The organism is Streptococcus sanguinis (assembly GCF_050223295.1).
GTDB classification, from domain to species: Bacteria; Bacillota; Bacilli; order Lactobacillales; family Streptococcaceae; genus Streptococcus; species Streptococcus sanguinis_X.
Genome location: NZ_CP071424.1, coordinates 1,272,382 through 1,299,281, shown reverse-complemented (window position 1 = coordinate 1,299,281; position 26,900 = coordinate 1,272,382). Strand labels below are relative to the sequence as shown.

Below are 26,900 nucleotides of genomic sequence, written 5' to 3'. Positions count from 1 at the left end.
AAATGTGGTATAATAAAGGGTAGTTTAATATGAAAGAAAGGCATTTTTTAATGCAAGACAGAAACTTAGTAAATGTTAATCTGACTAGTGAAATGAAGACTAGTTTCATTGATTACGCGATGAGCGTGATCGTGGCTCGGGCACTTCCAGATGTTCGTGATGGTCTAAAGCCAGTTCACCGTCGGATTCTCTATGGTATGAATGAGCTGGGCGTGACACCTGAGAAGCCTCACAAGAAATCAGCTCGTATCACAGGGGATGTCATGGGTAAGTATCACCCGCATGGTGACTCTTCTATTTATGAAGCGATGGTGCGGATGGCTCAATGGTGGAGCTATCGCTATATGCTCGTAGATGGCCATGGGAACTTCGGTTCTATGGACGGAGACGGAGCTGCTGCTCAACGTTATACAGAAGCACGTATGAGCAAGATTGCTCTGGAGATGCTTCGTGATATTAATAAAAACACTGTTGATTATATTGACAACTATGATGCCAGCGAGAGAGAGCCTGTAGTTCTTCCTGCTCGCTTCCCTAACTTGCTTGTAAACGGTGCGACAGGGATTGCAGTTGGGATGGCGACCAATATCCCACCGCATAATCTTGGTGAGTCTATTGATGCAGTTAAGCTTGTCATGGACAATCCGGATGCAACAACTCGCGATATCATGGAAGTCCTGCCTGGACCGGATTTTCCTACAGGAGCACTGGTTATGGGTAAATCTGGTATTCACCGGGCTTATGAAACAGGGAAGGGTTCGATTGTTCTTCGTTCTCGCACTGAAATTGAAGAAATGAAAAACGGCCGTGAGCGAATTGTCGTAACCGAGTTTCCATACATGGTTAATAAGACCAAGGTCCATGAGCATATTGTTCGTCTGGTGCAGGAAAAACGAATTGATGGTATCACAGCTGTTCGTGATGAGTCCAACCGTGAAGGAGTTCGTTTTGTCATCGAGGTTCGTCGAGATGCCTCTGCACATGTCATTCTAAATAATCTTTTCAAGCTGACTCAGATGCAGACCAATTTCAGCTTCAATATGCTGGCTATTCAAAATGGTGTGCCAAAGATTCTATCTCTACGTGAGATTTTGTTGGCCTACATTGAGCACCAAAAAGAAGTAGTGACTCGACGGACGGCTTTCGATAAAGAAAAGGCGGAAGCTCGAGCGCACATCTTAGCTGGTTTGCTGATTGCGTTGGATCACATTGATGAAGTGATTCGGATTATCCGTAATAGCGAAACGGACGCAGAAGCACAGGCTGAATTGATGGCTAAGTTTGAGCTATCTGAGCGCCAGAGTCAGGCTATCCTCGATATGCGTCTGCGCCGTCTGACTGGTTTGGAACGTGATAAGATCCAGTCAGAATACGATGAACTGATTGCCTTGATTGCAGACTTAGCTGATATCTTGGCTAAGCCAGAGCGCGTTATCGCTATTATCAAGGAAGAGTTAGACGAGGTCAAACGTAAATTTGCGGATGATCGCCGAACTGAGCTGATGGTGGGAGAAGTTCTTTCTCTTGAAGATGAAGATTTGATTGAGGAAGCGGATGTTTTGATTACCCTGTCTAATAAAGGCTATATCAAACGTCTGAATCAGGCAGAATTTACTGCTCAGAAACGCGGAGGCCGCGGTGTTCAAGGAACTGGCGTCAAAGACGATGACTTCGTCAAAGAGCTGGTCTCAACTAGTACTCACGATAGACTGCTCTTCTTTACTAACAAGGGCCGAGTCTATCGTCTCAAAGGATATGAAATCCCTGAGTACGGCCGGACAGCCAAGGGCTTGCCAGTGGTCAATCTCTTGAAACTGGATGAAGGTGAGACTATTCAGACCATTATTAATGTCCAGCAAGATCGCAGTGATGATTCCTATCTCTTCTTTACTACCCGTCATGGGGTGGTCAAACGGACCAGTGTAACAGAATTTGCTAATATTCGTCAGAACGGTCTTAAGGCTTTGAATTTGAAGGATGAAGACGAGTTAATCAATGTCTTTCTGACGGACGGTGCTGCAGATGTTATCATTGGTACTAAGTTTGGTTATTCTGTCCGCTTCAATGAGACAGCTGTCCGGAGCATGAGCCGGATAGCGACTGGTGTTCGCGGAGTCAATCTTCGAGATGGCGATCAGGTTGTTGGAGCTGGTGTGATTGCTGAGGGAGACGAAGTGCTTGTCATTACTGAAAAAGGCTATGGTAAGCGAACTCTTGCCAGTGAGTATCCAACCAAGGGCCGTGGTGGTAAAGGGATTAAAACAGCCAATATCACTGATAAGAACGGACCTCTTGCTGGTCTGATGACTGTTACTGGCGAGGAAGATTTGATGATTATCACTAATACTGGTGTCATCATTCGGACCAGTGTGGCAAATATTTCTCAGACAGGCCGCTCAACCATGGGAGTTAAGGTCATGCGTCTGGACCAAAATGCACAGATTGTCACCTTTACAAGCGTCGAAGCAGATGATAAGGAAGATGTAGCAGAGGAAGAAAACGAATCGTAAAAGAGGACCTCTATATGGTACAAGGAAAAAGAAGTCGAAAAAGAAAACAAAGAAGTAAAAGAAATATTTTCATCAATATTGTTGCGACATTATTAATTTTTGTGGCCCTTGGCTTGATCTTTAATGCGCAAATCCGAAACATGATTATGGTTTGGCATACCAACCAATATCAGGTCAGCAAGGTTTCCAAAGACTCTATTAATAAAAATAAAAATGCTGAGACTAGCTTTGACTTTAATAAGGTAGAGTCGCTTTCTACAGAGGCGGTCATCAATGCTCAGTGGAAAGCGCAGCAATTGCCTGTTATCGGAGGCATCTCTATTCCGGAAGTTTCCATGAATTTGCCGATCTTCAAAGGACTGGATAATGCTGGATTGTATTATGGTGCTGGTACGATGAAAGAGACCCAGCAGATGGGGCAGGGGAATTATGCCTTGGCTAGCCACCATGTCTTTGGCATCACAGGGGCTAGCAACATGCTCTTTTCCCCACTGGATCGTGCTAAGGCTGGCATGAAGATCTATATCACTGATAAAGAGCATGTCTATACTGATGTAATTACTAGTGTTGAAACGGTAACTCCGGATCGAACGGATTTGATTGAGGATACCGAAGGCGTTACAGAGATTACTTTGGTTACTTGTGAGGATGCTGCGGCAACCAATCGAACGATTGTCAAGGGAACGTTAGAAGGCTCTGTCGAGTATGACAAGGCTCCTAAGGAAGTTCTTGAATCTTTCAGTAAGTCCTATAATCAAATGCAGATTTAAAGGCAAAAGACTAAAAAAATTCACTCCAAAGGTTAGATAGAACTCTAACTTTTGGAGTTTTTTTATATCAATTCTTGCTGATTTTGACTCTTTTTCCGAATAATAAGGTAAGGAGGTTTCTATGTATAGCATTTCATTTCAAGATGATATTAGCATGATGCCGCGGGAGCGTTTGATGAGAGAAGGGGCTGAAAAACTCAGTAACCAAGAGCTTCTATCAATTTTCCTCAGGACAGGCAACAAAAAAGAAACTGTTTTTCAAGTTTCTCAAAGAATTTTATCATCGATTTCCAGTTTGAACGATCTTAAGTATTTAACTTTGCAGGAATTGCAAACTATTTCTGGAATCGGTCCGATTAAGGCTGTGGAGCTGCAGGCCATTATCGAATTTGGGCGTCGGATTAACCGAGCAGAGGTTCTGCAAAAAGAGCAGATTATGGGCAGTCAAAAATTAGCCCAGAAGATGCAGCAGGAATTGGGAGATATGAGGCAGGAGTGCTTGGTTGCTATTTATCTTAATAGTCAAAATCAAATTTTGCACCAGCAGACAATTTTCATGGGGACGGTCAGCAGAAGCATTGCTGAGCCAAGAGAGATTCTCCACTACGCTCTCAAGCATCTAGCGACATCTATCATACTGGTACACAATCATCCATCAGGCTCAGTCGTTCCCAGCAGAAATGACGATGAGGTGACCCAGCATATGAAAGAAGCATGTGAGATGATGGGCTTGGTCCTTTTGGATCATTTGATTGTGTCCAAATCCAACTACTATAGCTACCGAGAGGAGACAGATATGATATAATTTGATTTACTTGAATATAAAAAACTTCTATTCGTGTAGAACAGAAGTTTATCTAGGAATAGAGGCTTTTTAAAGAATATTGATAACATAATCAAACAGAGCTAGGTCTCCTTCTCTGGAGCCAAACAAGAACTCTGGGTGCCATTGGACACCAAGAAAAGGACTGCCGTCAGTAGAAGTGATTGCTTCAATAATTTTATCTCTAGGATCATAGGCAATGACTTCTAGGCCAGCAGCTAAATTCTTGATACTCTGATGGTGGAAAGAGTTGATTTCAGATGCTGGTCCATAGATTTCGTGCAGAATAGAACCATTCTTGGTCACCATGCTTTGGGTTGTGTACTCAGCAGAGCTATCTTGCCAATGATCTTCAATATCTTGATGAAGCGTACCGCCTAAAGCGACATTATAAAGTTGGGTTCCGCGGCAGACAGTGAAGATTGGTTTATTTTGGCGGCGAGCTTCCTTGATTAAAGCTAACTCAAAAATGTCTCGCTTGAGTAAATAATCATCGCTGTCAATGGTTTTCTCTTCACCATAGAATTGAGGGCATACATTTTGACCTCCTGTGATGATTAATTTATCGACAATGGAAACATACTGTTTAGCCATTTCTTCATCACCGATTGGCAAAATCATTGGAATTCCGCCAACTTCTTTAACTCCCTCAACGAATCCTGTCGCTGTATAGCTCATATGGATGAAGTGATCGTCTGGGATTTCTCTTTCATTTCCGGTTATTCCAATAATAGGTTTACTCATAGAGTGTTTAATACCTCTTTCAAATTAATAATCATTTTTTCTCATGAAGTAGAGCAAAGTCTGCAGTTCGCTAGTCAGGTCAACATACTGGACGACCACATCCTTAGGCAGGGATAGGTTTACAGGTGAGAAACAGAGAATGCCCTTGACACCAGCCTGAACTAAGATAGATGCGACTTCTTGAGCTTTTACGCTAGGTACAGTTAGGATGGCAGTTTGCACATTTCCTGACTGTATTTTTTCTTTGATTTGGGAAATTCCATAGATAGGAATCCCATCGCTGGTTGTGCTGCCAACTTCTGGATGGTCATCTGTGTCAAAAGCCATTACAACCTTCATTTTATTGCGCTCATGAAAACGATAGTGTAGCAGAGCCCGCCCCATATTACCAACACCAACAATCATGACATTGGTAATAGCATTGTCGTTCAAGAGGTCGGCAAAAAAGTTCATCAATTTCTTGACATCATAACCAAATCCTCTGCGGCCAAGTTCACCGAAATAAGAAAAATCTCGTCTGACAGTAGCAGAGTCAATACCAATGGCTTCTGCAATTTGTTTGGAGTTTGCTTTTTCAATCTTCTCAGCATTAAAACGTTTAAAAATACGATAGTAGAGCGATAGCCTTTTAGCAGTTGCCCGAGGAATTGTAGTATTTTTTTCAGTTTTCACAAAATCACAACCTTTCTAATTCTATTTTATAGGAAGTTTGTGAAAAAATCAACTAATTAAGGATGTTTGATTCACTAAAAAAGAAAAGGGTGGAAGTTTTGGTTATGTTGTAACTGCGAAGGATTAGTCCTGGTAGGGAGTCAAGTCTAACTGGTACATCTGGCGGTACAAGTCACCAATTAACCCTGTAAAAGGCAGCTGGTGTCCCTTATAGGTAACAGAAAGCACCTTGAGCGAGTCAGGAACCGTGACACAGCCAGAGAAGGCGAGAAGAAATTCGTCGAAGTCTTCATAGGTAAGTATTCGTTTCACTTTATACGAGTCCAAATAGGTCAGTTCAACCATTGTTAATCCTTTCTTTGGGTTCGGTTGGTCTTTTCTTCAAGTGTTCTAAGTAGAAGCCAAGCGCGTTTAAATTTTGAAAAGTCAAAACCAAAAAAGCAAAATTGCGAGAATCTTGCTTATTGTGGTGTCTTTTCAAAAATATTTCTTTCAACCAGGCTATCCATCAAGAAATAAAATTTTTGCTGGATAATGTGATGGTCTTCTGATTTGAAAATATTGACCAAGCGCAGGCCTGATTTATCAGTGATGTTGATTTTGAAACCATTCAAATCTTTATTGACGATTATTTTCAGCAGAAAACCATTTCCGCTGTTGGGTACAGATTCCAGCAGACGAGAGAGTTCGTAGTTTCCAACCTTGCTTTCCGCGAAAGTATTGTCGCGCAAGGTAAATTTCTTGACATTTGGGTGAAGTGAATAGGTATATTCACAGTTTGCTAAGCTAACAGATGTTTGAAAGGCCATCTTATCCTCCTAAAATTTCTTTTAATTTCTTTGTAAATGATTGAATCTCTTGCAGGGTCGTTTGGTCCGAAGTACTGATTCGAATAGACTCATGCAAGCGGTTGGAATCCTTGCCGTACATAGCCTGCAAAACATGACTGGGTTGTATAGCTCCGGCTGTGCAGGCTGATCCTGTTGAAATGGAAAAGCCATTTAAATCCATTTGAAGCAGAAGTAGATCATTCTTTTGATTGGGAAATCCCAAATTGATGACATAAGGCAGGCTTGGCTGACTTTCATTTAAGTAATAGTCAATGTCTGATAAGTCAGCAAGTAAGCTGTTTTTTAAGTCTTGCGCATGCTCTAGATTTTCCTCTAGATGTTCCATGCTCTCTGACAGAGCCGCCGCCATGCCTGTGATAGAGATTAGATTTTCAGTTCCGGCCCGGTGTTTTTCTTCCTGGTCACCGCCATGCATGAAATTGTCAAAATTCATCTTCTTGGCATAAAGGAAGCCAACGCCTTTGGGACCATGAAACTTATGTGCTGATGCAGAGAGGAAGTCAATCCCTAGCTCGTCTGGGTAGATGGGAAGTTTACCAATTGCTTGAACAGCATCAACGTGAAAAGCAGCAGGATGTTCTTGCAGTAATTCACTAATTTCCTTAATGGGAAGGATAGCACCAGTTTCGTTATTAACTGCCATGACAGATACAAGAATAGTGTCAGGTCTAAGTGCCTTTTTAATATCCTTCGCTCGAATCTGACCATCTACCGGCTGAACAAAAGTAGCTTCGAAGCCGAATTTATCTACTAAGTACTCTACCACTTCTAAGACAGCATGGTGCTCAATAGCAGTGGTCACAATATGTTTTCCTCGGTTCTGGTGACGAAGGGCATAACCTTTGATAGTAGTATTGTTGCTTTCAGTGCCACCTGAAGTAAAAAGAATCTTATTGCTTTGAGTATGCAGAGCTTGAGCAATATCCTCACGTCCCTGTCTGAGCAGTTTACTAGCTTCTCGGCCATGACTATGCGTACTGGAAGGATTCCCAAAGACAGTCATCGTCTTGGTCATTGCTTGGATTGCAGCGGGCGACAAAGCAGTTGTAGCGGCATTATCTAAATAAATCACTCCGGTTACCTTATTTCTTTTGATAGGCAAAGAGTGGGCTGACTGGTTTCCTCTCTTGAATGCGGACAATAGCATCACCAATCAGTTCACTAGCTGTAATGTAGTGGAGATTCTTAGGTGTTTCTTCTTTGGTATCAACAGAGTCAGTTACAAGAATTTCCCTGATAGGAGAATTATCCAGCAATTCCGCAGCTTTATCCGCGAAGAGACCATGACTGGATACAGCATAGATTTCGACTGCGCCTTCACGACAGACAATTTTAGCTGCTTCAGAGAAAGTCCGACCGGTATTTAAAATGTCGTCAATAAGAATAGCTTTCTTGCCCTCGACATCTCCAATGATATATCCCTCAGAGCGACCTGCCTCATCTTCGCCATAATCAATGATAGCGATAGGGGCATCCAGATATTCAGCCAAATTGCGGGCGCGTTTTACACCAGAGTTTTTAGGGCTGACGACAACGACATCATCGCCAGTAAGGCCCATGTTGCAGTAGTGTTTGGCAAAGAGTGGGATAGTGAAGAGGTTATCTACTGGGATATCAAAGAATCCTTGGACCTGCACGGCATGAAGATCCAGAGAAATCACGCGATCTACTCCAGCTCCAACAAGCATGTTGGCAACCAGTTTAGCTGTGATTGGCTCGCGAGGAGCAGCAGTCCGATCCTGACGGGCATAACCAAAATAAGGCATGACAACATTAATCGTGTTGGCACTTGCACGCTTGCAGGCATCCACCATAATCAAGAGTTCCATCAAGTGATTATTGACAGGGAAGCTAGTAGACTGAATGATGTAAATGTCATAGCCACGAACACTTTCTTCGATGTTAATCTGAATCTCGCCGTCCGAGAATTGGCGGGAGGAAAGTTTTCCCAAAGGAACTCCAGCTGCCTCAGCGATTTTTTCAGCTATGGAATGATTGGAGTTGAGGGAAAAAAGCTTCATATTTTTTTTATCTGACATGAGTTGGACCGTCCTCTTTTTGTCTCATTTCTATATCTAATGCTCCATGAAATTTATTTTTCAATAGGTTTTAGATTGCTACCTTTTATTTTACCAAAAAAATTAGATTATTTCAGCTTTTTTATGGTCGTTGATTTATAAGTTTTCAGAAAATCTTGCTATCTTGCTCTTGCCAGGCTTGTAGTCGATCTTGTGCTGTTTTAGGAAGTTGAGGAAATTTTCTTTTCCTTTTTCGAAATCTTCAACTTCGACTTCGAGTTCGAAGTCTGTTTTGCCCAAGTAGTGACTCTCATCCAGAGCAAGCAGACCGATTTCGTCTTCTTTTTCATAGCGGATAGTCTCTAGAGAGCCTAGAATCTTCAAGTCTTGGATGGGAATTTCTTTCTGAAGCAGCGTTTCTAAAATATCTCCCGTAGGAAATTTATTGTTCTGCAAAATATTTTCAGTTTCTTCTGGTGTTAAGTTCTGATTGAGTTCCAAGGATCCGACTTCTTGAGGAATCTTGAGCGTCAGCTCAGCCTCGCGATGGTTAAAAGTCCGTACTCGAAAAGCCATGTGAGCGTGTCGGATACTTTGCTGATCTGAATCGATGTAGTGGTTGGTTTGGCTAATAGGCGAAATATCAACAAATAACTGGAGCAGACGGTCGTGCTCTTCTTTGGTCAGCATGGTTTTGAATTCAATTTCTAAGTGATTCATTTTCATATCCTTTTCTTTTTTTTGAAAGCGATTTATGTTATAATAACAGTTGTGTTTATTTTATACAAAAAATAATGATATGACAAGGTAAGTGTATGACAATAGAATGGGAAGAGTTTTTAGACCCCTATATTCAAGCGGTTGGAGAGCTGAAAATTAAGTTGCGTGGAGTGCGAAAGCAATACCGCAAGCAGCAACGTCATTCTCCGATTGAGTTTGTGACTGGACGTGTCAAGCCGATTGAGAGCATTAAAGAAAAGATGATTCTGCGAGGCATTCGCGAGGAGAATATTGAGCAAGAGATGCAGGATATCGCAGGCTTACGAGTCATGGTCCAGTTTGTCGATGATGTGGATGAAGTTTTAGAAGTCTTGCGAAATCGGACTGATATGCGCATTGTGCAGGAGCGGGATTACATCAAAAACAAAAAAGCCAGTGGCTATCGGAGCTACCATGTGATTGTAGAGTATCCAGTTGATACGATTAATGGTCATAGGCTTATTCTGGCTGAGATTCAGATTCGCACCCTTTCGATGAATCTTTGGGCTACGATTGAGCATTCTTTAAATTACAAGTATAAAGGAGAATTTCCCGAGGAAATCAAATGCCGCTTGGAAACCACAGCTAATCTTGCCTATCAGCTGGATGAGGAGATGGGAGAAATCCGTGATGCTATCCAGGAGGCGCAAGCTCTCTTTGATCCTCTTCACCGCAAGTTAAATGACGGTGTGGGAAATAGTGATGATACAGATGAAGAATACAGATAAAAAAATAGCGATTATCCGCAATCGGAAAAGACAGAGTGAACAAGTCTATCAGGATTTGAAGCAGAAGCTTAAACAGAATGGCTTTATTTTAACTCCTAAGAATCCCGACATTGTGATTTCGGTGGGTGGTGACGGCATGCTGCTATCAGCTTTTCATATGTATGAAGAACAGCTGGATCGGGTCCGCTTTGTCGGTGTGCATACAGGGCATCTCGGCTTTTATACAGACTACCGTGATTTTGAACTAGATAAACTTGTCGAAAACCTTAAATTGGATACGGGTGCTCAGGTTTCTTATCCAATTTTAAATGTCAAAATTACTTTTGAAAATGGTGATACGCGTATCATTCGTGCTTTGAATGAAGCAACAATCAAGCGTTCGGATCGAACTATGGTAGCTGATGTCATTATCAATCGGGTTCATTTCGAGCGTTTCCGAGGAGATGGGATTTCCGTCTCTACTCCGACGGGCAGTACAGCCTATAACAAATCTCTGGGTGGAGCGGTATTGCATCCGACAATCGAAGCCTTGCAGGTGACAGAGATTGCCAGTCTCAACAATCGGGTCTATCGGACGTTGGGCTCGTCGGTCATTGTTCCCAAAAAAGATAAGATTGAGTTAGTGCCGACCCGCAGTGACTATCACACCATTGCGGTCGATAATCAGACTTTCTCTTTCAAAAACATTGTCCGTATTGAGTATCAGATTGACAATCACAAGATACATTTTGTGGCTTCGCCAAGCCATACCAGCTTTTGGAATCGTGTCAGAGACTCCTTTATTGGAGAGTGCAAGGAATGAGGTTTGAGTTTATTGCTGATGAACATGTCAAGGTAAAGACCTTTTTGAAGCGACATGAAATTTCCAAAGGCCTCTTGGCTAAGATAAAATTTTCCGGCGGAAACATTCTTGTCAACCATCAGCCTCAGAACGCTATTTATCTCTTGGATATTGGCGATAAAGTGACGATTGACATTCCTTCTGAAAAAGGATTTGAGAGTCTGAAAGCTGTTGATAAGGACTTGTCTGTCGTCTACGAGGATAAGCATTTCTTGGTTTTGGATAAACCGGCAGGGGTGGCCAGTATTCCCAGTGTTAATCATTCCAATACTATGGCAAACTTTGTTAAGGCTTACTATATTCGTCATGCCTATGAAAACCAGCAGGTGCATATCGTGACGCGTCTGGATAAGGATACAAGTGGGCTCATGCTCTTTGCCAAGCATGGCTATGCTCATGCCAGATTGGACAAACAGTTGCAGAAGAAGCTGATAGAAAAGCGCTATTACGCTCTAGTTCGGGGGACTGGTGACTTAGAAGAGCAAGGTGAGATTATTGCTCCGATTGGACGCAATCCTGAGAGTATCATTACGAGGCGCGTGACAGAGGATGGCAAGTACGCTCATACCAGTTACAAGGTCATAGAGCGATTTGGAGATGTCTATCTAGTGGATATTCATCTGCATACTGGGCGGACTCATCAAATCCGCGTTCACTTTTCACATATTGGCTTTCCGCTTTTGGGTGACGACCTTTATGGTGGGAGTTTGGAACACGGAATAGAGCGTCAGGCTTTACATTGTCATTCTTTGAAATTTTATAACCCTTTTAGCGGACAGGAAGTTGAGCGTGCCAGTCCTTTGCCAGAAGATTTTAAACAAGTTATTGAGAAATTAAAAGAATAAGAGATAAAGGAGTTTTAAGAAACATGAAAATTTTTGATTCAATTCGTGAAGCCTTGAAGGATAAGGAAGTAAAGATTGTCTTGCCGGAGGGTGAAGAGCCACGGATTTTGCAAGCTACTAAACGTTTGGTGAAAGAAACCGATATTACTCCAGTTCTTTTGGGGAATCCTGATAAAATCCGTATTTATCTGGAAATTGAGGGAGTAAAAGAAGGATATCAGGTTATTGATCCTTCAAACTGTTCCTGCTTTGAGGAATTGGTAGAAGCATTCGTTGAGCGTCGAAAAGGGAAAATCACTGCAGATGAAGCACGTCAGTTGCTCAAGGAAGATGTCAACTACTTTGGAGTTATGTTGGTTTACCTTGGTAAAGTCCAAGGGATGGTGTCTGGCGCGATTCATTCTACAGCAGCGACTGTTCGGCCGGCTCTTCAAATCATCAAGACTCTTCCTTGGGTTTCTCGCACTTCAGGAGCCTTCCTCATGGTGCGTGATGACGAACGCTACATTTTCAGTGACTGTGCCATCAATATCGATCCAGATGCCAATGTTTTGGCGGAGATTGCTGTTAACTCAGCCCTAACAGCGCAGATTTTTGGTATTGATCCTAAAGTTGCCATGCTCAGCTATTCGACCAAGGGCTCTGGTTTCGGTGAAAAGGTTGATAAGGTAGTGGAGGCGACTAAGTTGGCTCAGGAAATGCGTCCAGACTTGGCTATCGATGGTGAATTACAGTTTGATGCAGCTTTTGTCCCTGCAACGGCTGAACTGAAAGCACCTGGCAGCTCTGTGGCTGGTCAAGCGACTGTCTTTGTCTTCCCAAGTATCGAGGCTGGTAATATCAGCTACAAAATGGCAGAGCGTTTAGGTGGCTTTTCAGCAGTAGGTCCTATCTTGCAGGGTCTTAACCATCCAGTTAATGACCTTTCCAGAGGATGTAATGCGGATGACGTATACAAGCTGACTTTGATTACAGCCAGTCAGGCTGTTGGTCATTATTAAACGATAAGAAACAATTGGAGGGCATAAGCTCTCCTATTTTTCTTGCCTTATGCTATACTAGATTTATGTTAGATTTGAAAGAATATGGAATTGATATGTGGGGGGCAGATAAAATCGCCTCTTTTCGAGAGAAATTATTAACTTGGTATGATGAAAACAAACGTGACCTGCCATGGCGTAGGACAAACAATCCTTATCATATCTGGGTTTCTGAGATTATGCTGCAGCAGACCAGAGTTGATACGGTGATTCCTTACTATGAACGTTTCCTTGACTGGTTTCCGACTGTAGCTGATTTAGCTCAGGCGCCAGAGGATAGACTGCTCAAGGCTTGGGAAGGGTTGGGCTATTATTCGCGGGTGAGAAATATGCAAAAAGCAGCCCAGCAGATAACGACGGATTTTGCTGGAAAATTTCCTGATAGCTATGAAGGACTTGCTAGCCTCAAAGGGATTGGACCTTATACAGCTGGTGCCATTGCTAGCATTGCCTTTGGCCTAGCTGAGCCTGCGGTAGACGGTAATGTCATGCGAGTGCTGAGTCGCTTGTTTGAAGTTGATTTAGATATTGGCCAACCTAGCAATCGGAAGGTATTTCAGGCTATGATGGAGATTCTGATTGATCCAGATAGACCAGGAGATTTTAATCAATCGCTGATGGATCTGGGGTCAGATATTGAAGCTCCTGTTAATCCTCATCCAGAAGACAGTCCTGTAAAGGAGTTCAGCGCAGCTTATTTGAATGGAACAATGGATAAATATCCAATCAAAGCACCTAAAAAGAAGCCAGTTCCAGTCTATCTGCAAGGCTTGATTATAGAAAACGAGCAGGGACAATTCTTACTTGAAAAGAATGAGGCTGCTGGCTTGTTATCAGGTTTTTGGCATTTTCCCTTGATTGAAATCGAGGAATTTCAAACTGAAAATCAGATGTCCTTGTTTGAGGTGGCAGAAAATCAGTCAAGTCTGGATCTGTCTCCTCAAGAAAGTTTTGAGCAGGATTATGATTTGAAGGTTGATTGGCAGCAGCAGACCTTTTCAAAGGTGCAACATGTCTTCAGCCATCGCAAGTGGCATATCCAGCTAGCTTATGGTCGAGTTAATGACAGCCAGCACGCAGCTGATGGAGAGGTCTTGTGGCTTCATCCAGATGACTTTGGAAACTACCCCTTTGCCAAACCCCAGCAGAAGATGTGGGAGGCTTTTCGGGAAGCTAGAAATAAATAAAAAATCTGAGACTCAGTTTGTCTCAGATTTTTGAATTGAATCAATTTTACAAGTTTGCAAAAGCTTTAATTTCTTCTGCAATCATAGAAGAATCACAACGAACAGATACTTGGCCGCCTTGAATATGAACAAAACCAGGAACCGTCGGAATGCTGTATTCAGAGCGGAAGGCTTGCAATTTCTCTAATTCGCTAGCTTCTTCACTGTTAATGAAGTAGATGTGTGCTTTAGTTTCAGCTACGACACCAGCTAATGTTCCAGCAAATTTACGGCAGTAAGGGCAAGTTTTACGACCAACGAAGAAAGTTGCAGTTTCTTTGTCAGCAATCGCTTGACGAGCACGGTCAACAGTTGTGACTTCAAGGTCTTTAATATTTTGAGCAAATTGTTCCATAAATTATCCTCATTTCTTTTGATAGAACTAGTATGCCATAAAAATCAGAAAAATGCTTGATTTGGAAACGAAAAACCAGAGAATGTGAAATTCATCCTCTGGTTGATCGGTTGATAGTGTTATTTTACTTGATAAAGGCATTAATTTCTGCTTCAATAGCAGCAATTTTTGCTTGGGCATCTTCATTGCTGTCACCGACAACGGCAATGTAGAACTTGATTTTTGGTTCTGTTCCGGATGGCCGGACAGCAATCCATGAACCGTCAGCCAAAGTGTATTTCAGCACATCGCTTGGAGGAGTCGTCAGAGCTGTAACAGTACCGTCTGCGGCGGTAGAAGTCTGCGCCTTAAAGTCTTCAGTAGCAGAAATAGCAGTAGCGTTGAATTCTTTCGGAGCATTGTCACGGAACTTAGCCATGATAGCCTTGATTTGCTCAGCCCCATCAACACCAGACAAGGTTACAGAGATAGTCTTTTCAGCAAAGTAGCCATACTCTTTGTAGATTTCTTCAATACCGTCAGCCAAGGTCAAGCCACGTGAGCGGTAGTAGGCAGCAAGCTCAGCCACAACCAAAACAGCTTGGATAGCATCTTTATCACGTACAAAAGGTTTAATCAGATAGCCGAAGCTTTCTTCAAATCCCATCATGTAGGTGTGGTTGTGTTTTTCTTCGAATTCTTGAATCTTTTCAGCGATGAATTTGAAACCAGTCAAGACGTTGAACATAGTCGCACCGTAGCTTTCAGCAATCTTAGTCACCAAGTCAGTAGAAACGATAGACTTGCAGAGTGCTGCGTTTGCTGGCAGAGTTCCAGCACTCTTATGAGCTTCCAAGATGTACTTAGCCATGATAGCACCGATTTGGTTACCTGAAAGGTTAAGGTAGCTACCGTCTTTTTGCAGAACTTCTACACCGACACGGTCAGCATCTGGGTCAGTTGCGACCAAGACATCTGCACCAACTTTACGGCCCAATTCCTCAGCTAAAGCAAAGGCTGCTTGGCTTTCAGGGTTTGGAGACTTAACAGTAGAGAAGTCTGGATCAGCTACAGCTTGAGCTTCAACAACTTCTACAGAATCAAATCCAGCTTGAGCCAAAGCGCGACGAGCCAGCATTTCACCAGTACCGTGCAGAGGAGTATAGACAATTTTCATGTCCTTGCCGTATTCATCAATCAGTTTTTGGTTGATATTGACATCTTTAACTTCCTTGAGGTATTCAGCATCAATAGTATCGCCAATCACTTCAATCAAGCCAGAAGCTTTTTCAGCTTCAACATCAGCGACCTCAATAGCAAAAGGATTTTCAATAGCACGGATGTAGTCAGTCAATGCATCTGCATCATGCGGAGGCATTTGTCCGCCGTCTTCACCATATACCTTGTAGCCATTAAATGGAGCAGGGTTGTGGCTGGCTGTAATCATGATACCAGCGAAAGTTCCCAGATGGCGCACTGCGAATGAAAGTTCTGGAGTTGGGCGCAGACTTTCAAAAACATAGGACTTGATGCCGTGTTTAGCTAAAACAGCAGCAGATTCAAAGGCGAATTCTGGTGAGAAATGACGGGAGTCGTAAGCAATCGCGACACCGCGTTTTTTGAACTCATCACCTTTTTCTTCAATCAAGCGAGCCAAACCTTCGGTTGCCTGACGGACAACATAAATATTAATACGGTTGGTACCGGCGCCAATCAAACCACGCATACCAGCGGTACCAAACTCAAGATTGGTGTAAAAAGCATCTTCCTTAGTTTTTTCGTCCATACTGTTCAAGTCTTGGCGAAGATAGTCAGGAAGTTCAGCATAATCAAGCCATTTTTTGAAGTTATCTCGATAAGTCATAGGTGGAGTCTCCTTTATTTTTGAAATGAAGAGATGGAAATTTTAGTAAAAAATCCTGCTCTTAAATTTTCTTAATCGCTTACATTGTAGCATATTTTCATTAATTTTGAAAGAGGTTACCTAGAAAACGATGAAATACTTTTCAAGGTATTGTTTCAAGGATTTTAGAATAGTATTGCAGAATTGCGAGATTAAAAAAAGACCAAAGCAAGGCTTGGTCCAGAAAACTAAATCATCATCATTTTTTGGCTTTTTCAAGCGCAGGAATGATAGTTGCTGTCAAAATCGCAGAAATGATTAACTCGGCAATGGAATTTGCTGATAGAATCACAGCCAGAAGTGCTTTGATATCACCTTGGTATACATTTGAAAAGAGAAAGAAGATACCGCCCAAGACGAAGATGGTATTGGTAGCAGAACCTATGGAACCAGCTACAATCAAGCCAGCCTTATTTTTCATTGCTTTATATACGAAATAAGGAGTGATACCGATGAGAATTCGAGGCACCATGGCAACAAGAAGTGAAGAGAGGCTTCCATTTGGCACAAAAGGGCTAAAGAGATAGCTGGTTGGCAGCAGCACCAAGGTATTGGTAATAACACTGATACATCCCATGAGCCCGCCTAGAACAGCTCCGACTTTAGGGCCATAGAGGATACTGGCGATAATCACTGGGATGTGAATAATCGTCGGTTTAATCGGTACTGGAAGTAAGTTGAAAATAACTGAGCTGAGCAAGTGAAGTACCAACATAATGGCAAAGAAAATAGCAATTTGAGCAATTTTAGACTGTTTTTTCATAAATATGTTCCTTTACTGTATCAATAATTGTATCAACTTCGGCTAGAGCACCTGTCCCCTGATCGCCACAGGCTAACACAGCTTCGCGTGGCTGGATAATCTTCCATCCAAAACGCTGCAGACGTTCCAGATTCTGCTGAGTTAGTGGATTTTCAAACATCTTAGTGTTCATAGCTGGAGCTAAAACTTTCTTCGAACGAGGTGACAGAGCCAATGCAGTAGCTGTCACCATATTATCAGCTAAGCCGTTGGCTAATTTAGAGATGGTATTGGCTGTTGCAGGAGCCAGTAAAAAGAGGTCAGACTTTTTAGCGATATCAATGTGATTGACCTTGCTAGGGTCGGGTTCTTGCATAATATCAATTGCAACTGGCCTTTGTGACAAGACTTGCAGGGTCAGTGGTGTGATAAATTCTGTCGCTGCATTTGTCATGAGGACAGCTACTTCAAAGTTCTCTTTCTTTAGACGGCTAGTGATGTCAGCAGCCTTATAGGCTGAGATACTTCCGCTGACAGCTAAGGTAATCTGAGTCATCTTGATCCTCCTTATGTTATGTATTGTGGATATGAAGGTAGAGGAGCTGAGCAATTTCTTCTTTAGATTGAGCTTGAATTACAGTATCTTTTCCGATAAGGTAAGCTCTGTGCTCTTGGTTAGAAATCTTTGTTAAATCATTGGCGACAATGATTTCTGCTTGATTTTTTATGAGACTGGCTCGAGCGGTCTTGAGTAACTCTTCCTTAGTAACATTGACCAAGAGTTTGAAGCCAATTAAGCGAATGTCTGGATTCCATTTTTTTACCAGGCTGATGATTTTTGGTGTCTTTTTGAGAAAAAGAACTTGAACATCAGCCTGAGAAGAAATCTTGCTTTCTGAGTTAGTTTTATTCAGAAATTCAGTCATATCAGGGCTAGCAGCTACAGCTTCCAAACCAGTCATATAGACGGGGGTGTAGTCTGAGACAGCCATTGCATGAATCAATGCATCATGTTTGTGAACGAGCGGCTTCAAGCTTTCAAGCAGTTCTGCAACATTTTCAATTTGGACAATGGTAAGATTGGGATGAGCTGCTGGGCGGACGGCTTTAGGAGTCGTTACCAGAGTCACCTGATCGCCCTTGTCTAGGAAAGTTTCAGCTATGATTTTCCCAAGTCGGCCCGTCGAATGATTGGTAATAGAGCGGACACGGTCGATTTTCTCGCTGGTCCCGCCAGAAGTAATCAATATGTTCATAGCACTATTTTACAAGAAAAAAGAAATTTAGTAAAATAATTCTAATTGCAGAGTGTCACAGCGGAGAAGTGACTAATCCAAAAGTGTACTGCAGTGTTTATTGAAACTAAAATTTAGATATGGAGAAAAATAATGAATAAAGATGATTATGAATTTGCATTTTTTGCTGGTGAAAATTATTATATATCATCAGTCGTTGGAATTATAATGTCGATAATTTTCCCTTTGTTTTTAATAGCAAGTATACAAGGTCATGACAGTGAACACAATTTGGGATCTTCGTCAAGTTATAGCTATTCGAGCGCTTCTGCAGAAAAAGGGAGCGTTGAAGGTTTTTTAATATTCTTTGCAATTATTGCGTCTGTGATTATTATCACACTAATTGTAAGAAGTATGAATGCAGAAAAAGATAGTAAATACCCTATTTTAGCGGGGACAGCTGAAGAAATGGTTTTTCGATTAAGCAATGGGAACGTTCATTTTTTGGAATGGGAAATAATTGACAGTATTTCTCACAAGCAAGTCGTCGAATATGATGAGGATGGTAGTAGTACATCTCACTATATATGTCCTAAAACTAAGAAAGGAGAAGTATTTGAGATCTCTATTTCAAAATTAGATGAGAATTACAGTGATATCCAACAAGTTTTGCACAAGTATCATCCAGAAATTTCTTTGATAGACTTCTAGAATAAAAACAAAATAAGTTTTTCGTAGTGATAAGTAGATGGATTATTTCTAAATCAACTTAGAGGAACATCATGCAATTGATTACCAAGTTGACATTTAAAAACCGAACATTAAAATCTATTTAGAGCTTAATCATGTAGATTTTGCTCTTTTTTGTTATAATCTTTATATTAATTGATAGAGGAGTTCTTGATGAAAACAGATATTGAAATTGCTCAAAGTGTTGAATTGCAGCCTATTGTTGATGTGGTGAAAAAAGTCGGCATCGACTATGATGACTTAGAACTATATGGTAAGTATAAGGCCAAGCTCAGCTTTGATAAGATTCGTGAGGTTGAAAAAAATCCTGTTGGCAAACTGATTTTGGTAACGGCAATCAATCCGACACCAGCTGGAGAAGGTAAGTCTACCATTACCATTGGACTAGCTGATGCACTCAATAAAATTGGCAAGAAAACTATGATTGCTATCCGGGAACCGTCTCTGGGGCCAGTTATGGGCATCAAAGGGGGAGCAGCTGGCGGCGGTTACGCGCAGGTTCTACCGATGGAAGATATCAACTTGCATTTTACTGGTGATATGCACGCCATTACGACTGCTAATAATGCCCTGTCAGCTCTCATTGATAATCATCTTCATCAGGGAAATGCTCTGGGAATCGATCAGCGCCGCATTATCTGGAAACGGGTGGTTGACCTGAATGACCGGGCTCTTCGTCATGTGACCGTTGGCTTAGGAAGTCCAGTTAACGGTATTCCACGCGAAGATGGCTTTGATATTACCGTTGCTTCTGAAATTATGGCGATTCTTTGCCTAGCTACGGATATTGAAGATTTGAAAAAGCGCTTGGCTAACATTGTCATTGGTTATCGCTATGACCGCACACCAGTCTATGTTCGTGACCTTGAGGTAGAAGGAGCCTTGGCTTTGGTCTTGAAAGATGCGATTAAGCCAAATCTAGTTCAGACTATTTACGGGACACCAGCCTTTGTTCATGGCGGGCCTTTTGCCAATATCGCCCACGGCTGTAACTCTGTTTTGGCGACCAGCACAGCGCTGCGTTTGGCTGATTATACAGTGACTGAGGCAGGGTTTGGTGCGGACCTTGGTGCTGAAAAATTCTTGGACATTAAAACTCCAAACTTACCAACTTCTCCAGATGCAGTAGTGATTGTCGCAACCTTACGCGCCCTCAAGATGAATGGTGGTGTGGCTAAAGATGCACTTACAGAAGAGAATGTTGAAGCGGTCAGAGCTGGCTTTGCCAATCTCAAACGTCACGTTGAAAATATCCGTAAGTTCGGTATTCCAGCAGTAGTAGCCATCAATGAATTTGTCTCTGACACGGAAGCTGAAATTGCTACGCTTAAGGAACTTTGTGCAGAAATCGGAGTAGCGGTTGAGCTTGCTAGTGTCTGGGCTGATGGCGCTGAAGGCGGTGTGTCTCTAGCTGAGACTGTAGTCAAAACCATTAATGAAGAACCTGCTCATTACACTCGCCTCTATGACAATGATCTCTCTATTGAAGAAAAAATAGAAAAAATTGTCACAGAAATCTATCGTGGTTCGAAGGTGAACTTTGAGAAAAAAGCGCAGACTCAGATTCGCGAAATTGTCAAAAACGGCTGGGACAAGCTACCAATCTGTATGGCCAAAACACAGTATAGCTTCTCTGACACTCCTGCTGCTCTGGGGGCGCCAGAAAACTTTGAAATTACCATTCGTGAACTGGTACCAAAACTTGGAGCGGGCTTTATCGTGGCTTTGACAGGAGATGTCATGACCATGCCAGGATTGCCAAAACGTCCTGCGGCACTTAATATGGATGTGGTAGCAGACGGCACAGCGATTGGTCTATTTTGATCATGGTTTAAAAGGCTCTTTACGAGTCTTTTTTGGTATAATAGTGAAAATAATGAGAATAGAATATGGAGTCAACATGAACATTAGATTAGCAAGACCATCAGATGCTACAACCTTGCTTGCTATTTATACGCCTTATGTAGAAAATACAGCCATCACTTTTGAATATGAAGTTCCAACCATTGAGGATTTTGCAAATAGGATTGAAAAAACGTTGGAAAAATATCCTTATCTGGTAGCGGAAGAAGATGGTTTAATTTTAGGCTATGCCTATGCTTCGACTTATTATGCGCGTGCAGCCTATGATTGGGCGGTGGAATTGTCCGTCTATGTCAGTCAAGATGCTAGAGGAAAAGGAGTCGGCAGTAAGCTTTATGATGCGCTAGAAGATCTGTTAAATCAGATGGGATATATGCATTTTCTAGCCTGTATTTCTCTGCCAAATGAAGCCAGCTTGGCTTTGCATCGAAAAAGAGGCTACCAGCAGGTGGCGCATTTCCCTAAAATTGGCTATAAATTAGAGCGTTGACATGACATTGTTTGGCTGCAAAAGTCCTTAGACAAGCAAGCTGGACCCATCAAATTTTTAAAAGAAATGGAGTGAAAATGATGAAAAAGAAATACCTATTAATAACTCTTCTAAGCATTACCCTTTTGACCTTGACCGGCTGTCAGTCCGTTGAAAATTGGTTTAAAAATGCTAAGGAGGAATGGTTGGGGTTGGAGATGACGGTTCGCACCTATGATGAAAATTCTCAGCTCATTGACCAGATGTCGGGCAAGTCCCTATCCATCTCGCGTAACGAGGAATTTGACTCAGTTGATGAGGAAGGAAATTCCAAGGAAGATTCTTCTGTGCTCAAAATAACCTTGGGTAAGTATGAGATTGACCATGTGGGCTCTTCCTTGATTGCAGAAGAAAAAGGCTTGAAAGATGTCTTTGCTCAATATCAAAAGACTGCAGATATTGAGGAGAATAGCCATTCTGTCCCTGTTTTAAATCGCATGATTTCAGCCTTTAAAAACGACTTTACCGGAAAGAAAAAGGTTGTTCTGATTCGCTCTCAAAACGGCACTCCGTTGGCTGCCTATGCTGGAGACCGTGTTTCTCTTGATAAATCTGATGCTCCCAAAACCTCTGAATTGCTGATTGACGGCAAGCGCCTCGTGATTTACCGCTGCGACTACACTATTTATGACCGTGAATTGCTGGAGTAAGTTATGGATGTAGAAGAATTACTTGAAAATCTGAAAGCAGTAGCTAACCCTGACGATGCGGGAGCTATGAAAGCCTATACGAAAAATAAATTTGAGTTTCTAGGAGTCAAGACTCCAGCCAGACGGAAGCTCGCAAAGGCTTTTTTCAAACAGCAGACTGACTCCGTCATTGACTGGAATTTTATAAATGAAGCTTGGAAAAATCCTTATCGAGAATTACAGTATGCCGCGCTAGACTATCTGGAAAGTCGCAAGAAACTATTGACTCCATCTGACTTGCCACATTTGAAAAAGCTGGCCCAAACAAAATCTTGGTGGGATACCATTGACTTTTTGGACCGCTTGGTTGGATCAATCATTACCCGATTCCCAGAAACCAAAGCTACTATTTTATCCTGGAGTTGTGATGAGGATATTTGGTTACGGCGCTTGGCTATTGATCATCAGCTGCTGCGAAAAGAGGAAACAGACACAGAGTTGCTAGAGAACATTTTAGTCAATAATCTAGGCCAAACAGAATTCTTTATTAACAAGGCCATCGGTTGGGCGCTGAGAGATTATTCCAAAACCAATCCAGACTGGGTCAGAGATTTTATCGAGCGGCATCAGGCAGAAATGGCTGCACTTAGTATTCGAGAGGGAAGAAAGTATTTATGAAACATATTTATTTAAAATATCTGGAAGAGAAGGATTACTCGGTTTGGCTGGAAGGATTTTCCAATAGACTACCTTCCCAATCGCTATTTGATGATGGGCTTTTAGATATGACAATTTGTACAGAAAGTTGGTTTTCGGATTTGGTGGCTAAGCACCGCGATTTTCGAGAGAAAGACCAACAGTATATTTGGGGGATTTATGATGCAAAAAGCGGAAAACATGTAGGTACGGTTAATTTGTTTGTGCTAGCTAGAGACGATTTCCAATGGGCGGAAATAGGTTATACGATACATAATCAATTTTGGCGTCAGGGCTACGCCAGAGCTATGTTAGAAGAACTCAAGAAAGTCAGTCGCGAACTAGGATTTCATCGTTTAGAAGCACATGTTGATCTACAGAATATCCCTTCGCAAAAATTACTAGAGCAAGCTGATTTCTATCGTGAAGGAGTACGGAAACAATTCCAAAAAGAAGGTCAAGAATGGAAAGATAGACAAGTTTTTGTTTATATTTTAGATTAAATACCTTGACAAAACGGAAAAAGATAAGGTAAACTATATTTCGTGCGATGAGTCGATATGCAGTTTTTCTGCAAATTGAAGCATGGGAGGTCATAAACGCAGGAGCGGACCTTGATCAGTTGTGTGAACCTGCTGATCACACGAAAGTGCCCTTATCCCCAGTCTACGGATTGGGGATTTTCTATTGCTCTTGACGAAACGAGTCCGCAGGAGGAAATTGAGTCATAGAGCAGTGGATACAGTTTTGTTCGTGAGAACAAAATCTATAAACCTTGAAAACTCTCATAGAGAGGCATGAGTGTTTGCCTCAGCCGAGCTTAGAGACATTGATACTGAGACAGTTGGCGTCGTGAGTGCTATTGCTCTTGACGAAACGAATCTGCAGGAAGAAGTTGAGTTGTAGAGCAGAGGGTAAATGCAGTTTAACTAAAATATCGAACTTTTATTCTTTAGAACCATTTGCATTTTTCCTTAAAAATAGTATAATACTAACAATACAAAATTTTTTGAAAATTCAGAGAGGTTATCGCATGGGATATACAATTGCTGTAGTAGGTGCCACTGGTGCCGTTGGATCTCAAATGATTAAAATGCTGGAAGAATCTAGCCTTCCAATTGATAAAATACGCTATCTGGCGTCTGCTCGTTCAGCTGGTAAAGTTCTCCAGTTCAAGGGACAAGATATTACTATCGAAGAGACAACTGAAACGGCTTTTGAAGGTGTAGATATTGCTCTCTTCTCAGCTGGTGGTTCTACTTCGGCAAAATTCGCTCCTTACGCAGTCAAAGCTGGAGCGGTAGTGGTCGATAACACCTCTTATTTCCGTCAAAATCCCGATGTTCCTCTAGTTGTTCCAGAAGTCAACGCCCATGCCTTAGATCAGCACAAGGGAATTATCGCTTGCCCTAACTGCTCGACAATTCAGATGATGGTAGCTTTAGAGCCTGTTCGTCAAAAATGGGGTCTGGAGCGCATCATTGTGTCTACCTATCAAGCGGTTTCTGGTGCAGGCATGGGAGCCATTCTTGAAACCCAAGCACAATTACGCTCTGTTCTCAATGATGGTGTAAATCCTAAGGATGCGGAAGCCAATATCCTGCCATGCGGCGGCGATAAAAAACATTACCCTATTGCCTTTAATGCCTTACCTCAGATTGATGTCTTTACAGATAACGACTATACTTACGAAGAGATGAAGATGACTAAGGAAACTAAGAAAATCATGGAAGATGATTCTATTGCTGTTTCTGCGACATGTGTCCGTCTTCCTATCTTGTCTGCTCACTCAGAGTCTGTCTACATCGAGACTAAGGAAGTTGCACCTATTGACCGGGTAAAAGCAGCAATTGCAGCCTTCCCAGGTGCAGTTTTGGAGGATGATGTAGCTCATCAGGTTTATCCGCAAGCAATCAATGCTGTTGGTAAGAAAGAAACCTTTGTTGGCCGAATTCGTAAGGATCTTGATGCAGAAAAAGGAATTCATTTGTGGGTTGTTTCAGACAATCTTCTTAAGGGGGCGGCTTGGAATTCTGTCCAAATCGCAGAGACATTGCATGAGCGTGGTTTAGTTCGTCCAACAGCAGAAGTTGTTTTTGAATTAAAATAAAGTGACCAAGGAAATTTGACAGCACAGGGTTGAATAATCGTTCTTTCAACCCTCTTTTCGTATAATAAAGAGAGGTAAGTTTATGGCGTATGCTGATCTGAAAAACTGTAAAATCATCACAGCTTTTATTACTCCTTTTCATGAAGATGGTTCCATCAATTTTGAAGCTATTCCAGACTTGATTGAGCACCTTTTGGCGCATCATACGGATGGGATTTTGCTGGCTGGAACGACTGCTGAAAGTCCAACCCTGACACACGATGAAGAGTTGGAGCTATTTGCGGCAGTTCAAAAGGTTGTCAAGGGGCGTGTTCCTTTGATAGCCGGTGTCGGTACCAATGAAACGCGCGACTCTATCGAATTCGTCAAAGAAGTAGATGAATTTGGTGGTTTTGCAGCTGGTTTGGCCATCGTACCCTATTATAACAAACCTTCTCAGGAAGGCATGTATCAGCATTTTAAAGCCATTGCGGATGCTTCAAACCTGCCAATCATTATCTACAATATACCTGGCCGGGTAGTGGTTGAGATGACGCCTGATACCATGCTGAGGTTGGCAGAACATCCAAACATTATCGGTGTTAAAGAATGTACCAGTCTGGCGAATATGGCCTATCTGATCGAACATCGTCCAGAGGAGTTTCTGATTTACACTGGTGAGGATGGCGATGCCTTTCATGCTATGAATCTGGGAGCTGATGGAGTTATTTCAGTTGCTTCTCACACAAACGGTGATGAAATGTTTGAAATGCTGGACGCTATTGAGCACAATGACATCAAAAAAGCAGCAGCTATCCAACGGAAATTCATTCCTAAAGTCAATGCCCTTTTCTCATACCCAAGCCCTGCCCCTGTCAAAGCAGTCCTTAATTACTTAGGATTTGCAGCTGGTCCAACCCGCTTACCGCTTGTGCCAGCGCCTGAAGAAGATGCCAAACGAATTATCAAGGTTGTGGTTGATGGTGACTACCAAGCGACCAAAGAGACTGTTAAAGGTGTCCTGAGACCGGATTATTGATTGATAGCAGCAGTTTTAGGATTGACATAGATAAAAATAATAAAGAAAGAATTGAAAATTGTGACAGAAAAACATAGTGAACGAATTGAGGAGTATAAGGATAAGCATAGACTGGAAAAACTTGAGGGGAAAAAAGTTTATGATAAGCCAGTTATCCGAACTGGTGATAAGGCAGGTTGCTATGGTTCAGGATTGATTTTACTTGGATCTGTTTTAGGAATTATTTATTTACTTCTTATACTGATAACGGATTGGGATTTGAAACTTTTCTCTTTCATCTGGGAAACACTTGCTGCGTTAGGGATAGTTTTCAGTCTTTTTGGAGCTTTTAAAATCGGTCAGTTGGAGCTGCATAGTTTGTCAATGGTAGCTGACAAAGAGAAAAATTTTGAAATTGATAAAGCTTTCAATCTCTATAACATCATTCACAAACCAACAAAGAAAATTCTACTTCAATATGATAGTGAGGATGATAGTTTAATTTCTCTGAATGCTGGGGGAGAGTTATTAGTTGAGCTCTTAAAGAGAGTTGAAGAAGAAAAATTGTCTTTTAAGGCTATTAACAAAACATTGAGTTTAGAAGAATTGTCTGAAAATCACTGGAAAATACACTATCGTTATAAAAGACAGGACATAACATTAGAGAAATCCGATACATAATGTTTTGCTTGCTATTTAGTCGTCTTGACTTAAACTTAAAAGTGAATTCAGTATCTGATAGTTTATGAAGAGCATATAAAAAAGGAAGCTTCCTTTGAAAAATATTGGAAAAAATTATATAATGTTAAGGTATGGTCTGACTTTGAGAATTCTTTTTGAGCAGACTATAGAGGATGGCAGCAGTCATGTTAGAGACATACATTAGATTAGAAATATATAATATAAAAGGAGTTTTTTATGCAAGTTATTAAACGGAGCGGTGAGGTTGTAGAATTTGACCCAGATAAAATCTATCAAGCAGTTTTAAAGGCAGCTCAGACTGTCTATGTGTTGACAGATGATTTGCGTCAGAATTTAGCGCAGGTTACAAAGAAAGTGGTTCTGGATTTGGAAGAAGCTAAGGTTGAACGTGCGACAATCAGCATGATTCAGTCCATGGTTGAAAGCCGCCTCTTGGGTGCAGGTTATATTACTATTGCCGAGCATTATATTTCCTATCGCTTACAGCGAGATTTAGAGCGCAATGGCTATGGAGATCATATTGCTGTGCATCTGCATTTTGAGCAAGTAAGATAAAGTTAGAAAGCCCGCTAGGGCTTTTTTT

29 protein-coding genes and 1 pseudogene are annotated in these 26,900 nt (G+C 41.8%); 18 read left to right on the top strand and 12 right to left on the bottom strand.

Going from position 1 to position 26,900, the window contains the following annotated elements; genetic code table 11:
- Positions 1-50: 50 nt before the first annotated feature.
- From gyrA to radC, 3 genes are all read left to right on the top strand, one after another.
- Positions 51-2,510 carry a DNA gyrase subunit A gene (gene gyrA, locus J1C77_RS06320; protein ID WP_042762849.1) on the top strand — a complete coding sequence of 820 codons (2,460 nt, stop codon included), beginning with the start codon at positions 51-53 and terminating at the stop codon, positions 2,508-2,510.
- A 14-nt stretch (positions 2,511-2,524) separates the two neighbouring features.
- Positions 2,525-3,280, top strand: coding sequence for a class A sortase (locus J1C77_RS06315; protein ID WP_002921124.1), 756 nt, complete (start codon positions 2,525-2,527; stop codon positions 3,278-3,280).
- Between the two features lie 121 nt (positions 3,281-3,401).
- Positions 3,402-4,085, top strand: coding sequence for a RadC family protein (gene radC / locus J1C77_RS06310; protein WP_002921127.1), 684 nt, complete (start codon positions 3,402-3,404; stop codon positions 4,083-4,085).
- A 69-nt stretch (positions 4,086-4,154) separates the two neighbouring features.
- Here radC and J1C77_RS06305 read toward each other — a convergent pair whose 3' ends face one another.
- The 7 genes from J1C77_RS06305 to J1C77_RS06275 form a co-directional block, all read right to left on the bottom strand.
- Positions 4,155-4,847 (bottom strand): gamma-glutamyl-gamma-aminobutyrate hydrolase family protein, encoded by a 693-nt coding sequence (locus tag J1C77_RS06305; protein ID WP_002921128.1) that lies wholly within the window; start codon positions 4,845-4,847, stop codon positions 4,155-4,157.
- 24 nt (positions 4,848-4,871) lie between these two features.
- Positions 4,872-5,519 carry a redox-sensing transcriptional repressor Rex gene (locus J1C77_RS06300; RefSeq protein WP_002900304.1) on the bottom strand — a complete coding sequence of 216 codons (648 nt, stop codon included), beginning with the start codon at positions 5,517-5,519 and terminating at the stop codon, positions 4,872-4,874.
- Between the two features lie 123 nt (positions 5,520-5,642).
- On the bottom strand, positions 5,643-5,864 hold the full coding sequence (locus J1C77_RS06295; RefSeq protein WP_002921132.1) for a DUF4649 family protein: 222 nt from the start codon (positions 5,862-5,864) through the stop codon (positions 5,643-5,645).
- 116 nt (positions 5,865-5,980) lie between these two features.
- Positions 5,981-6,328, bottom strand: coding sequence for a DUF1831 domain-containing protein (locus J1C77_RS06290; RefSeq protein ID WP_002902952.1), 348 nt, complete (start codon positions 6,326-6,328; stop codon positions 5,981-5,983).
- A gap of 1 nt (position 6,329) precedes the next feature.
- On the bottom strand, positions 6,330-7,442 hold the full coding sequence (locus tag J1C77_RS06285) for a cysteine desulfurase family protein (RefSeq protein WP_042763188.1): 1,113 nt from the start codon (positions 7,440-7,442) through the stop codon (positions 6,330-6,332).
- A gap of 10 nt (positions 7,443-7,452) precedes the next feature.
- The gene (locus tag J1C77_RS06280; protein ID WP_002921136.1) at positions 7,453-8,409 is read right to left on the bottom strand and encodes a ribose-phosphate diphosphokinase; all 957 of its coding nucleotides are present in this window, start codon (positions 8,407-8,409) and stop codon (positions 7,453-7,455) included.
- 135 nt (positions 8,410-8,544) lie between these two features.
- Positions 8,545-9,108: a CYTH domain-containing protein gene (locus J1C77_RS06275; RefSeq protein WP_042763190.1), complete on the bottom strand. Its 564-nt coding sequence runs from the start codon at positions 9,106-9,108 to the stop codon at positions 8,545-8,547.
- Positions 9,109-9,203: 95 nt separating this feature from the next.
- Here J1C77_RS06275 and J1C77_RS06270 point away from each other — a divergent pair, with 95 nt between their 5' ends.
- From J1C77_RS06270 to mutY, 5 genes are all read left to right on the top strand, one after another.
- Entirely contained in the window at positions 9,204-9,875 is a 672-nt protein-coding gene (locus J1C77_RS06270; protein WP_002921140.1) for a GTP pyrophosphokinase, read from the top strand.
- Positions 9,850-10,677: an NAD kinase gene (locus J1C77_RS06265; protein WP_002897531.1), complete on the top strand. Its 828-nt coding sequence runs from the start codon at positions 9,850-9,852 to the stop codon at positions 10,675-10,677. Before J1C77_RS06270 ends, J1C77_RS06265 begins: the two co-directional genes overlap by 26 nt.
- Positions 10,674-11,561: an RluA family pseudouridine synthase gene (locus J1C77_RS06260; protein ID WP_002921142.1), complete on the top strand. Its 888-nt coding sequence runs from the start codon at positions 10,674-10,676 to the stop codon at positions 11,559-11,561. Before J1C77_RS06265 ends, J1C77_RS06260 begins: the two co-directional genes overlap by 4 nt.
- A gap of 23 nt (positions 11,562-11,584) precedes the next feature.
- Entirely contained in the window at positions 11,585-12,562 is a 978-nt protein-coding gene (gene pta, locus J1C77_RS06255; RefSeq protein WP_002921144.1) for a phosphate acetyltransferase, read from the top strand.
- A gap of 65 nt (positions 12,563-12,627) precedes the next feature.
- On the top strand, positions 12,628-13,788 hold the full coding sequence (gene mutY, locus J1C77_RS06250) for an A/G-specific adenine glycosylase (RefSeq protein ID WP_002921145.1): 1,161 nt from the start codon (positions 12,628-12,630) through the stop codon (positions 13,786-13,788).
- Between the two features lie 46 nt (positions 13,789-13,834).
- On the opposite strand, the gene J1C77_RS06245 is transcribed toward mutY, so the two are convergent.
- The 5 genes from J1C77_RS06245 to J1C77_RS06225 form a co-directional block, all read right to left on the bottom strand.
- Positions 13,835-14,182: a thiol reductase thioredoxin gene (locus tag J1C77_RS06245; RefSeq protein ID WP_002921148.1), complete on the bottom strand. Its 348-nt coding sequence runs from the start codon at positions 14,180-14,182 to the stop codon at positions 13,835-13,837.
- Positions 14,183-14,306: 124 nt separating this feature from the next.
- Positions 14,307-16,025, bottom strand: coding sequence for a phospho-sugar mutase (locus J1C77_RS06240; protein ID WP_002921150.1), 1,719 nt, complete (start codon positions 16,023-16,025; stop codon positions 14,307-14,309).
- A 238-nt stretch (positions 16,026-16,263) separates the two neighbouring features.
- A complete protein-coding gene (locus tag J1C77_RS06235) occupies positions 16,264-16,827 on the bottom strand; it encodes an ECF transporter S component (protein WP_002921152.1) in 564 nt (187 codons plus the stop codon).
- Positions 16,811-17,362, bottom strand: a complete 552-nt coding sequence (gene coaC / locus J1C77_RS06230; protein ID WP_002921153.1) for a phosphopantothenoylcysteine decarboxylase — start codon at positions 17,360-17,362, stop codon at positions 16,811-16,813. Before coaC ends, J1C77_RS06235 begins: the two co-directional genes overlap by 17 nt.
- A 16-nt stretch (positions 17,363-17,378) precedes the next feature.
- Positions 17,379-18,062 (bottom strand): phosphopantothenate--cysteine ligase, encoded by a 684-nt coding sequence (locus J1C77_RS06225; RefSeq protein ID WP_002921155.1) that lies wholly within the window; start codon positions 18,060-18,062, stop codon positions 17,379-17,381.
- 132 nt (positions 18,063-18,194) lie between these two features.
- On the opposite strand from J1C77_RS06225, the gene J1C77_RS06220 reads away from it, so the two are divergent.
- From J1C77_RS06220 to J1C77_RS06175, 10 genes and pseudogenes are all read left to right on the top strand, one after another.
- Positions 18,195-18,752, top strand: coding sequence for a hypothetical protein (locus tag J1C77_RS06220; RefSeq protein ID WP_002921157.1), 558 nt, complete (start codon positions 18,195-18,197; stop codon positions 18,750-18,752).
- Positions 18,753-18,944: 192 nt separating this feature from the next.
- Positions 18,945-20,615 carry a formate--tetrahydrofolate ligase gene (locus J1C77_RS06215; protein ID WP_002921159.1) on the top strand — a complete coding sequence of 557 codons (1,671 nt, stop codon included), beginning with the start codon at positions 18,945-18,947 and terminating at the stop codon, positions 20,613-20,615.
- A 76-nt stretch (positions 20,616-20,691) separates the two neighbouring features.
- Positions 20,692-21,219: pseudogene (locus J1C77_RS06210) on the top strand (N-acetyltransferase family protein).
- Between the two features lie 2 nt (positions 21,220-21,221).
- On the top strand, positions 21,222-21,833 hold the full coding sequence (locus J1C77_RS06205) for a DUF5052 family protein (RefSeq protein WP_080980244.1): 612 nt from the start codon (positions 21,222-21,224) through the stop codon (positions 21,831-21,833).
- Positions 21,834-21,836: 3 nt separating this feature from the next.
- Entirely contained in the window at positions 21,837-22,490 is a 654-nt protein-coding gene (locus J1C77_RS06200; RefSeq protein WP_002921164.1) for a DNA alkylation repair protein, read from the top strand.
- A complete protein-coding gene (locus J1C77_RS06195; RefSeq protein ID WP_002921166.1) occupies positions 22,487-23,011 on the top strand; it encodes a GNAT family N-acetyltransferase in 525 nt (174 codons plus the stop codon). Before J1C77_RS06200 ends, J1C77_RS06195 begins: the two co-directional genes overlap by 4 nt.
- Positions 23,012-23,541: 530 nt before the next feature.
- Entirely contained in the window at positions 23,542-24,618 is a 1,077-nt protein-coding gene (locus tag J1C77_RS06190) for an aspartate-semialdehyde dehydrogenase (RefSeq protein WP_002921173.1), read from the top strand.
- A gap of 82 nt (positions 24,619-24,700) precedes the next feature.
- On the top strand, positions 24,701-25,636 hold the full coding sequence (gene dapA / locus J1C77_RS06185) for a 4-hydroxy-tetrahydrodipicolinate synthase (protein ID WP_002897548.1): 936 nt from the start codon (positions 24,701-24,703) through the stop codon (positions 25,634-25,636).
- Between the two features lie 60 nt (positions 25,637-25,696).
- Complete coding sequence (locus tag J1C77_RS06180; RefSeq protein WP_002921174.1) at positions 25,697-26,296, top strand: hypothetical protein; 600 nt, start codon at positions 25,697-25,699, stop codon at positions 26,294-26,296.
- Between the two features lie 237 nt (positions 26,297-26,533).
- Positions 26,534-26,872 (top strand): ATP cone domain-containing protein, encoded by a 339-nt coding sequence (locus tag J1C77_RS06175; protein WP_002895476.1) that lies wholly within the window; start codon positions 26,534-26,536, stop codon positions 26,870-26,872.
- The last annotated feature ends 28 nt before the right edge of the window (positions 26,873-26,900 follow it).

Bases quoted from the DNA above. Each gene is read 5' to 3' on its own strand.
- gyrA (WP_042762849.1), top strand. From the start codon at position 51: ATGCAAGACAGAAACTTAGTAAATGTTAATCTGACTAGTGAAATGAAG.
- J1C77_RS06315 (WP_002921124.1), top strand. From the start codon at position 2,525: ATGGTACAAGGAAAAAGAAGTCGAAAAAGAAAACAAAGAAGTAAAAGA.
- radC (WP_002921127.1), top strand. From the start codon at position 3,402: ATGTATAGCATTTCATTTCAAGATGATATTAGCATGATGCCGCGGGAG.
- J1C77_RS06305 (WP_002921128.1), bottom strand. From the start codon at position 4,847: ATGAGTAAACCTATTATTGGAATAACCGGAAATGAAAGAGAAATCCCA.
- J1C77_RS06295 (WP_002921132.1), bottom strand. From the start codon at position 5,864: ATGGTTGAACTGACCTATTTGGACTCGTATAAAGTGAAACGAATACTT.
- J1C77_RS06290 (WP_002902952.1), bottom strand. From the start codon at position 6,328: ATGGCCTTTCAAACATCTGTTAGCTTAGCAAACTGTGAATATACCTAT.
- J1C77_RS06280 (WP_002921136.1), bottom strand. From the start codon at position 8,409: ATGTCAGATAAAAAAAATATGAAGCTTTTTTCCCTCAACTCCAATCAT.
- J1C77_RS06275 (WP_042763190.1), bottom strand. From the start codon at position 9,108: ATGAATCACTTAGAAATTGAATTCAAAACCATGCTGACCAAAGAAGAG.
- J1C77_RS06270 (WP_002921140.1), top strand. From the start codon at position 9,204: ATGACAATAGAATGGGAAGAGTTTTTAGACCCCTATATTCAAGCGGTT.
- J1C77_RS06265 (WP_002897531.1), top strand. From the start codon at position 9,850: ATGATACAGATGAAGAATACAGATAAAAAAATAGCGATTATCCGCAAT.
- J1C77_RS06260 (WP_002921142.1), top strand. From the start codon at position 10,674: ATGAGGTTTGAGTTTATTGCTGATGAACATGTCAAGGTAAAGACCTTT.
- pta (WP_002921144.1), top strand. From the start codon at position 11,585: ATGAAAATTTTTGATTCAATTCGTGAAGCCTTGAAGGATAAGGAAGTA.
- mutY (WP_002921145.1), top strand. From the start codon at position 12,628: ATGTTAGATTTGAAAGAATATGGAATTGATATGTGGGGGGCAGATAAA.
- J1C77_RS06245 (WP_002921148.1), bottom strand. From the start codon at position 14,182: ATGGAACAATTTGCTCAAAATATTAAAGACCTTGAAGTCACAACTGTT.
- J1C77_RS06240 (WP_002921150.1), bottom strand. From the start codon at position 16,025: ATGACTTATCGAGATAACTTCAAAAAATGGCTTGATTATGCTGAACTT.
- J1C77_RS06235 (WP_002921152.1), bottom strand. From the start codon at position 16,827: ATGAAAAAACAGTCTAAAATTGCTCAAATTGCTATTTTCTTTGCCATT.
- coaC (WP_002921153.1), bottom strand. From the start codon at position 17,362: ATGACTCAGATTACCTTAGCTGTCAGCGGAAGTATCTCAGCCTATAAG.
- J1C77_RS06225 (WP_002921155.1), bottom strand. From the start codon at position 18,062: ATGAACATATTGATTACTTCTGGCGGGACCAGCGAGAAAATCGACCGT.
- J1C77_RS06220 (WP_002921157.1), top strand. From the start codon at position 18,195: ATGAATAAAGATGATTATGAATTTGCATTTTTTGCTGGTGAAAATTAT.
- J1C77_RS06215 (WP_002921159.1), top strand. From the start codon at position 18,945: ATGAAAACAGATATTGAAATTGCTCAAAGTGTTGAATTGCAGCCTATT.
- J1C77_RS06205 (WP_080980244.1), top strand. From the start codon at position 21,222: ATGATGAAAAAGAAATACCTATTAATAACTCTTCTAAGCATTACCCTT.
- J1C77_RS06200 (WP_002921164.1), top strand. From the start codon at position 21,837: ATGGATGTAGAAGAATTACTTGAAAATCTGAAAGCAGTAGCTAACCCT.
- J1C77_RS06195 (WP_002921166.1), top strand. From the start codon at position 22,487: ATGAAACATATTTATTTAAAATATCTGGAAGAGAAGGATTACTCGGTT.
- J1C77_RS06190 (WP_002921173.1), top strand. From the start codon at position 23,542: ATGGGATATACAATTGCTGTAGTAGGTGCCACTGGTGCCGTTGGATCT.
- dapA (WP_002897548.1), top strand. From the start codon at position 24,701: ATGGCGTATGCTGATCTGAAAAACTGTAAAATCATCACAGCTTTTATT.
- J1C77_RS06175 (WP_002895476.1), top strand. From the start codon at position 26,534: ATGCAAGTTATTAAACGGAGCGGTGAGGTTGTAGAATTTGACCCAGAT.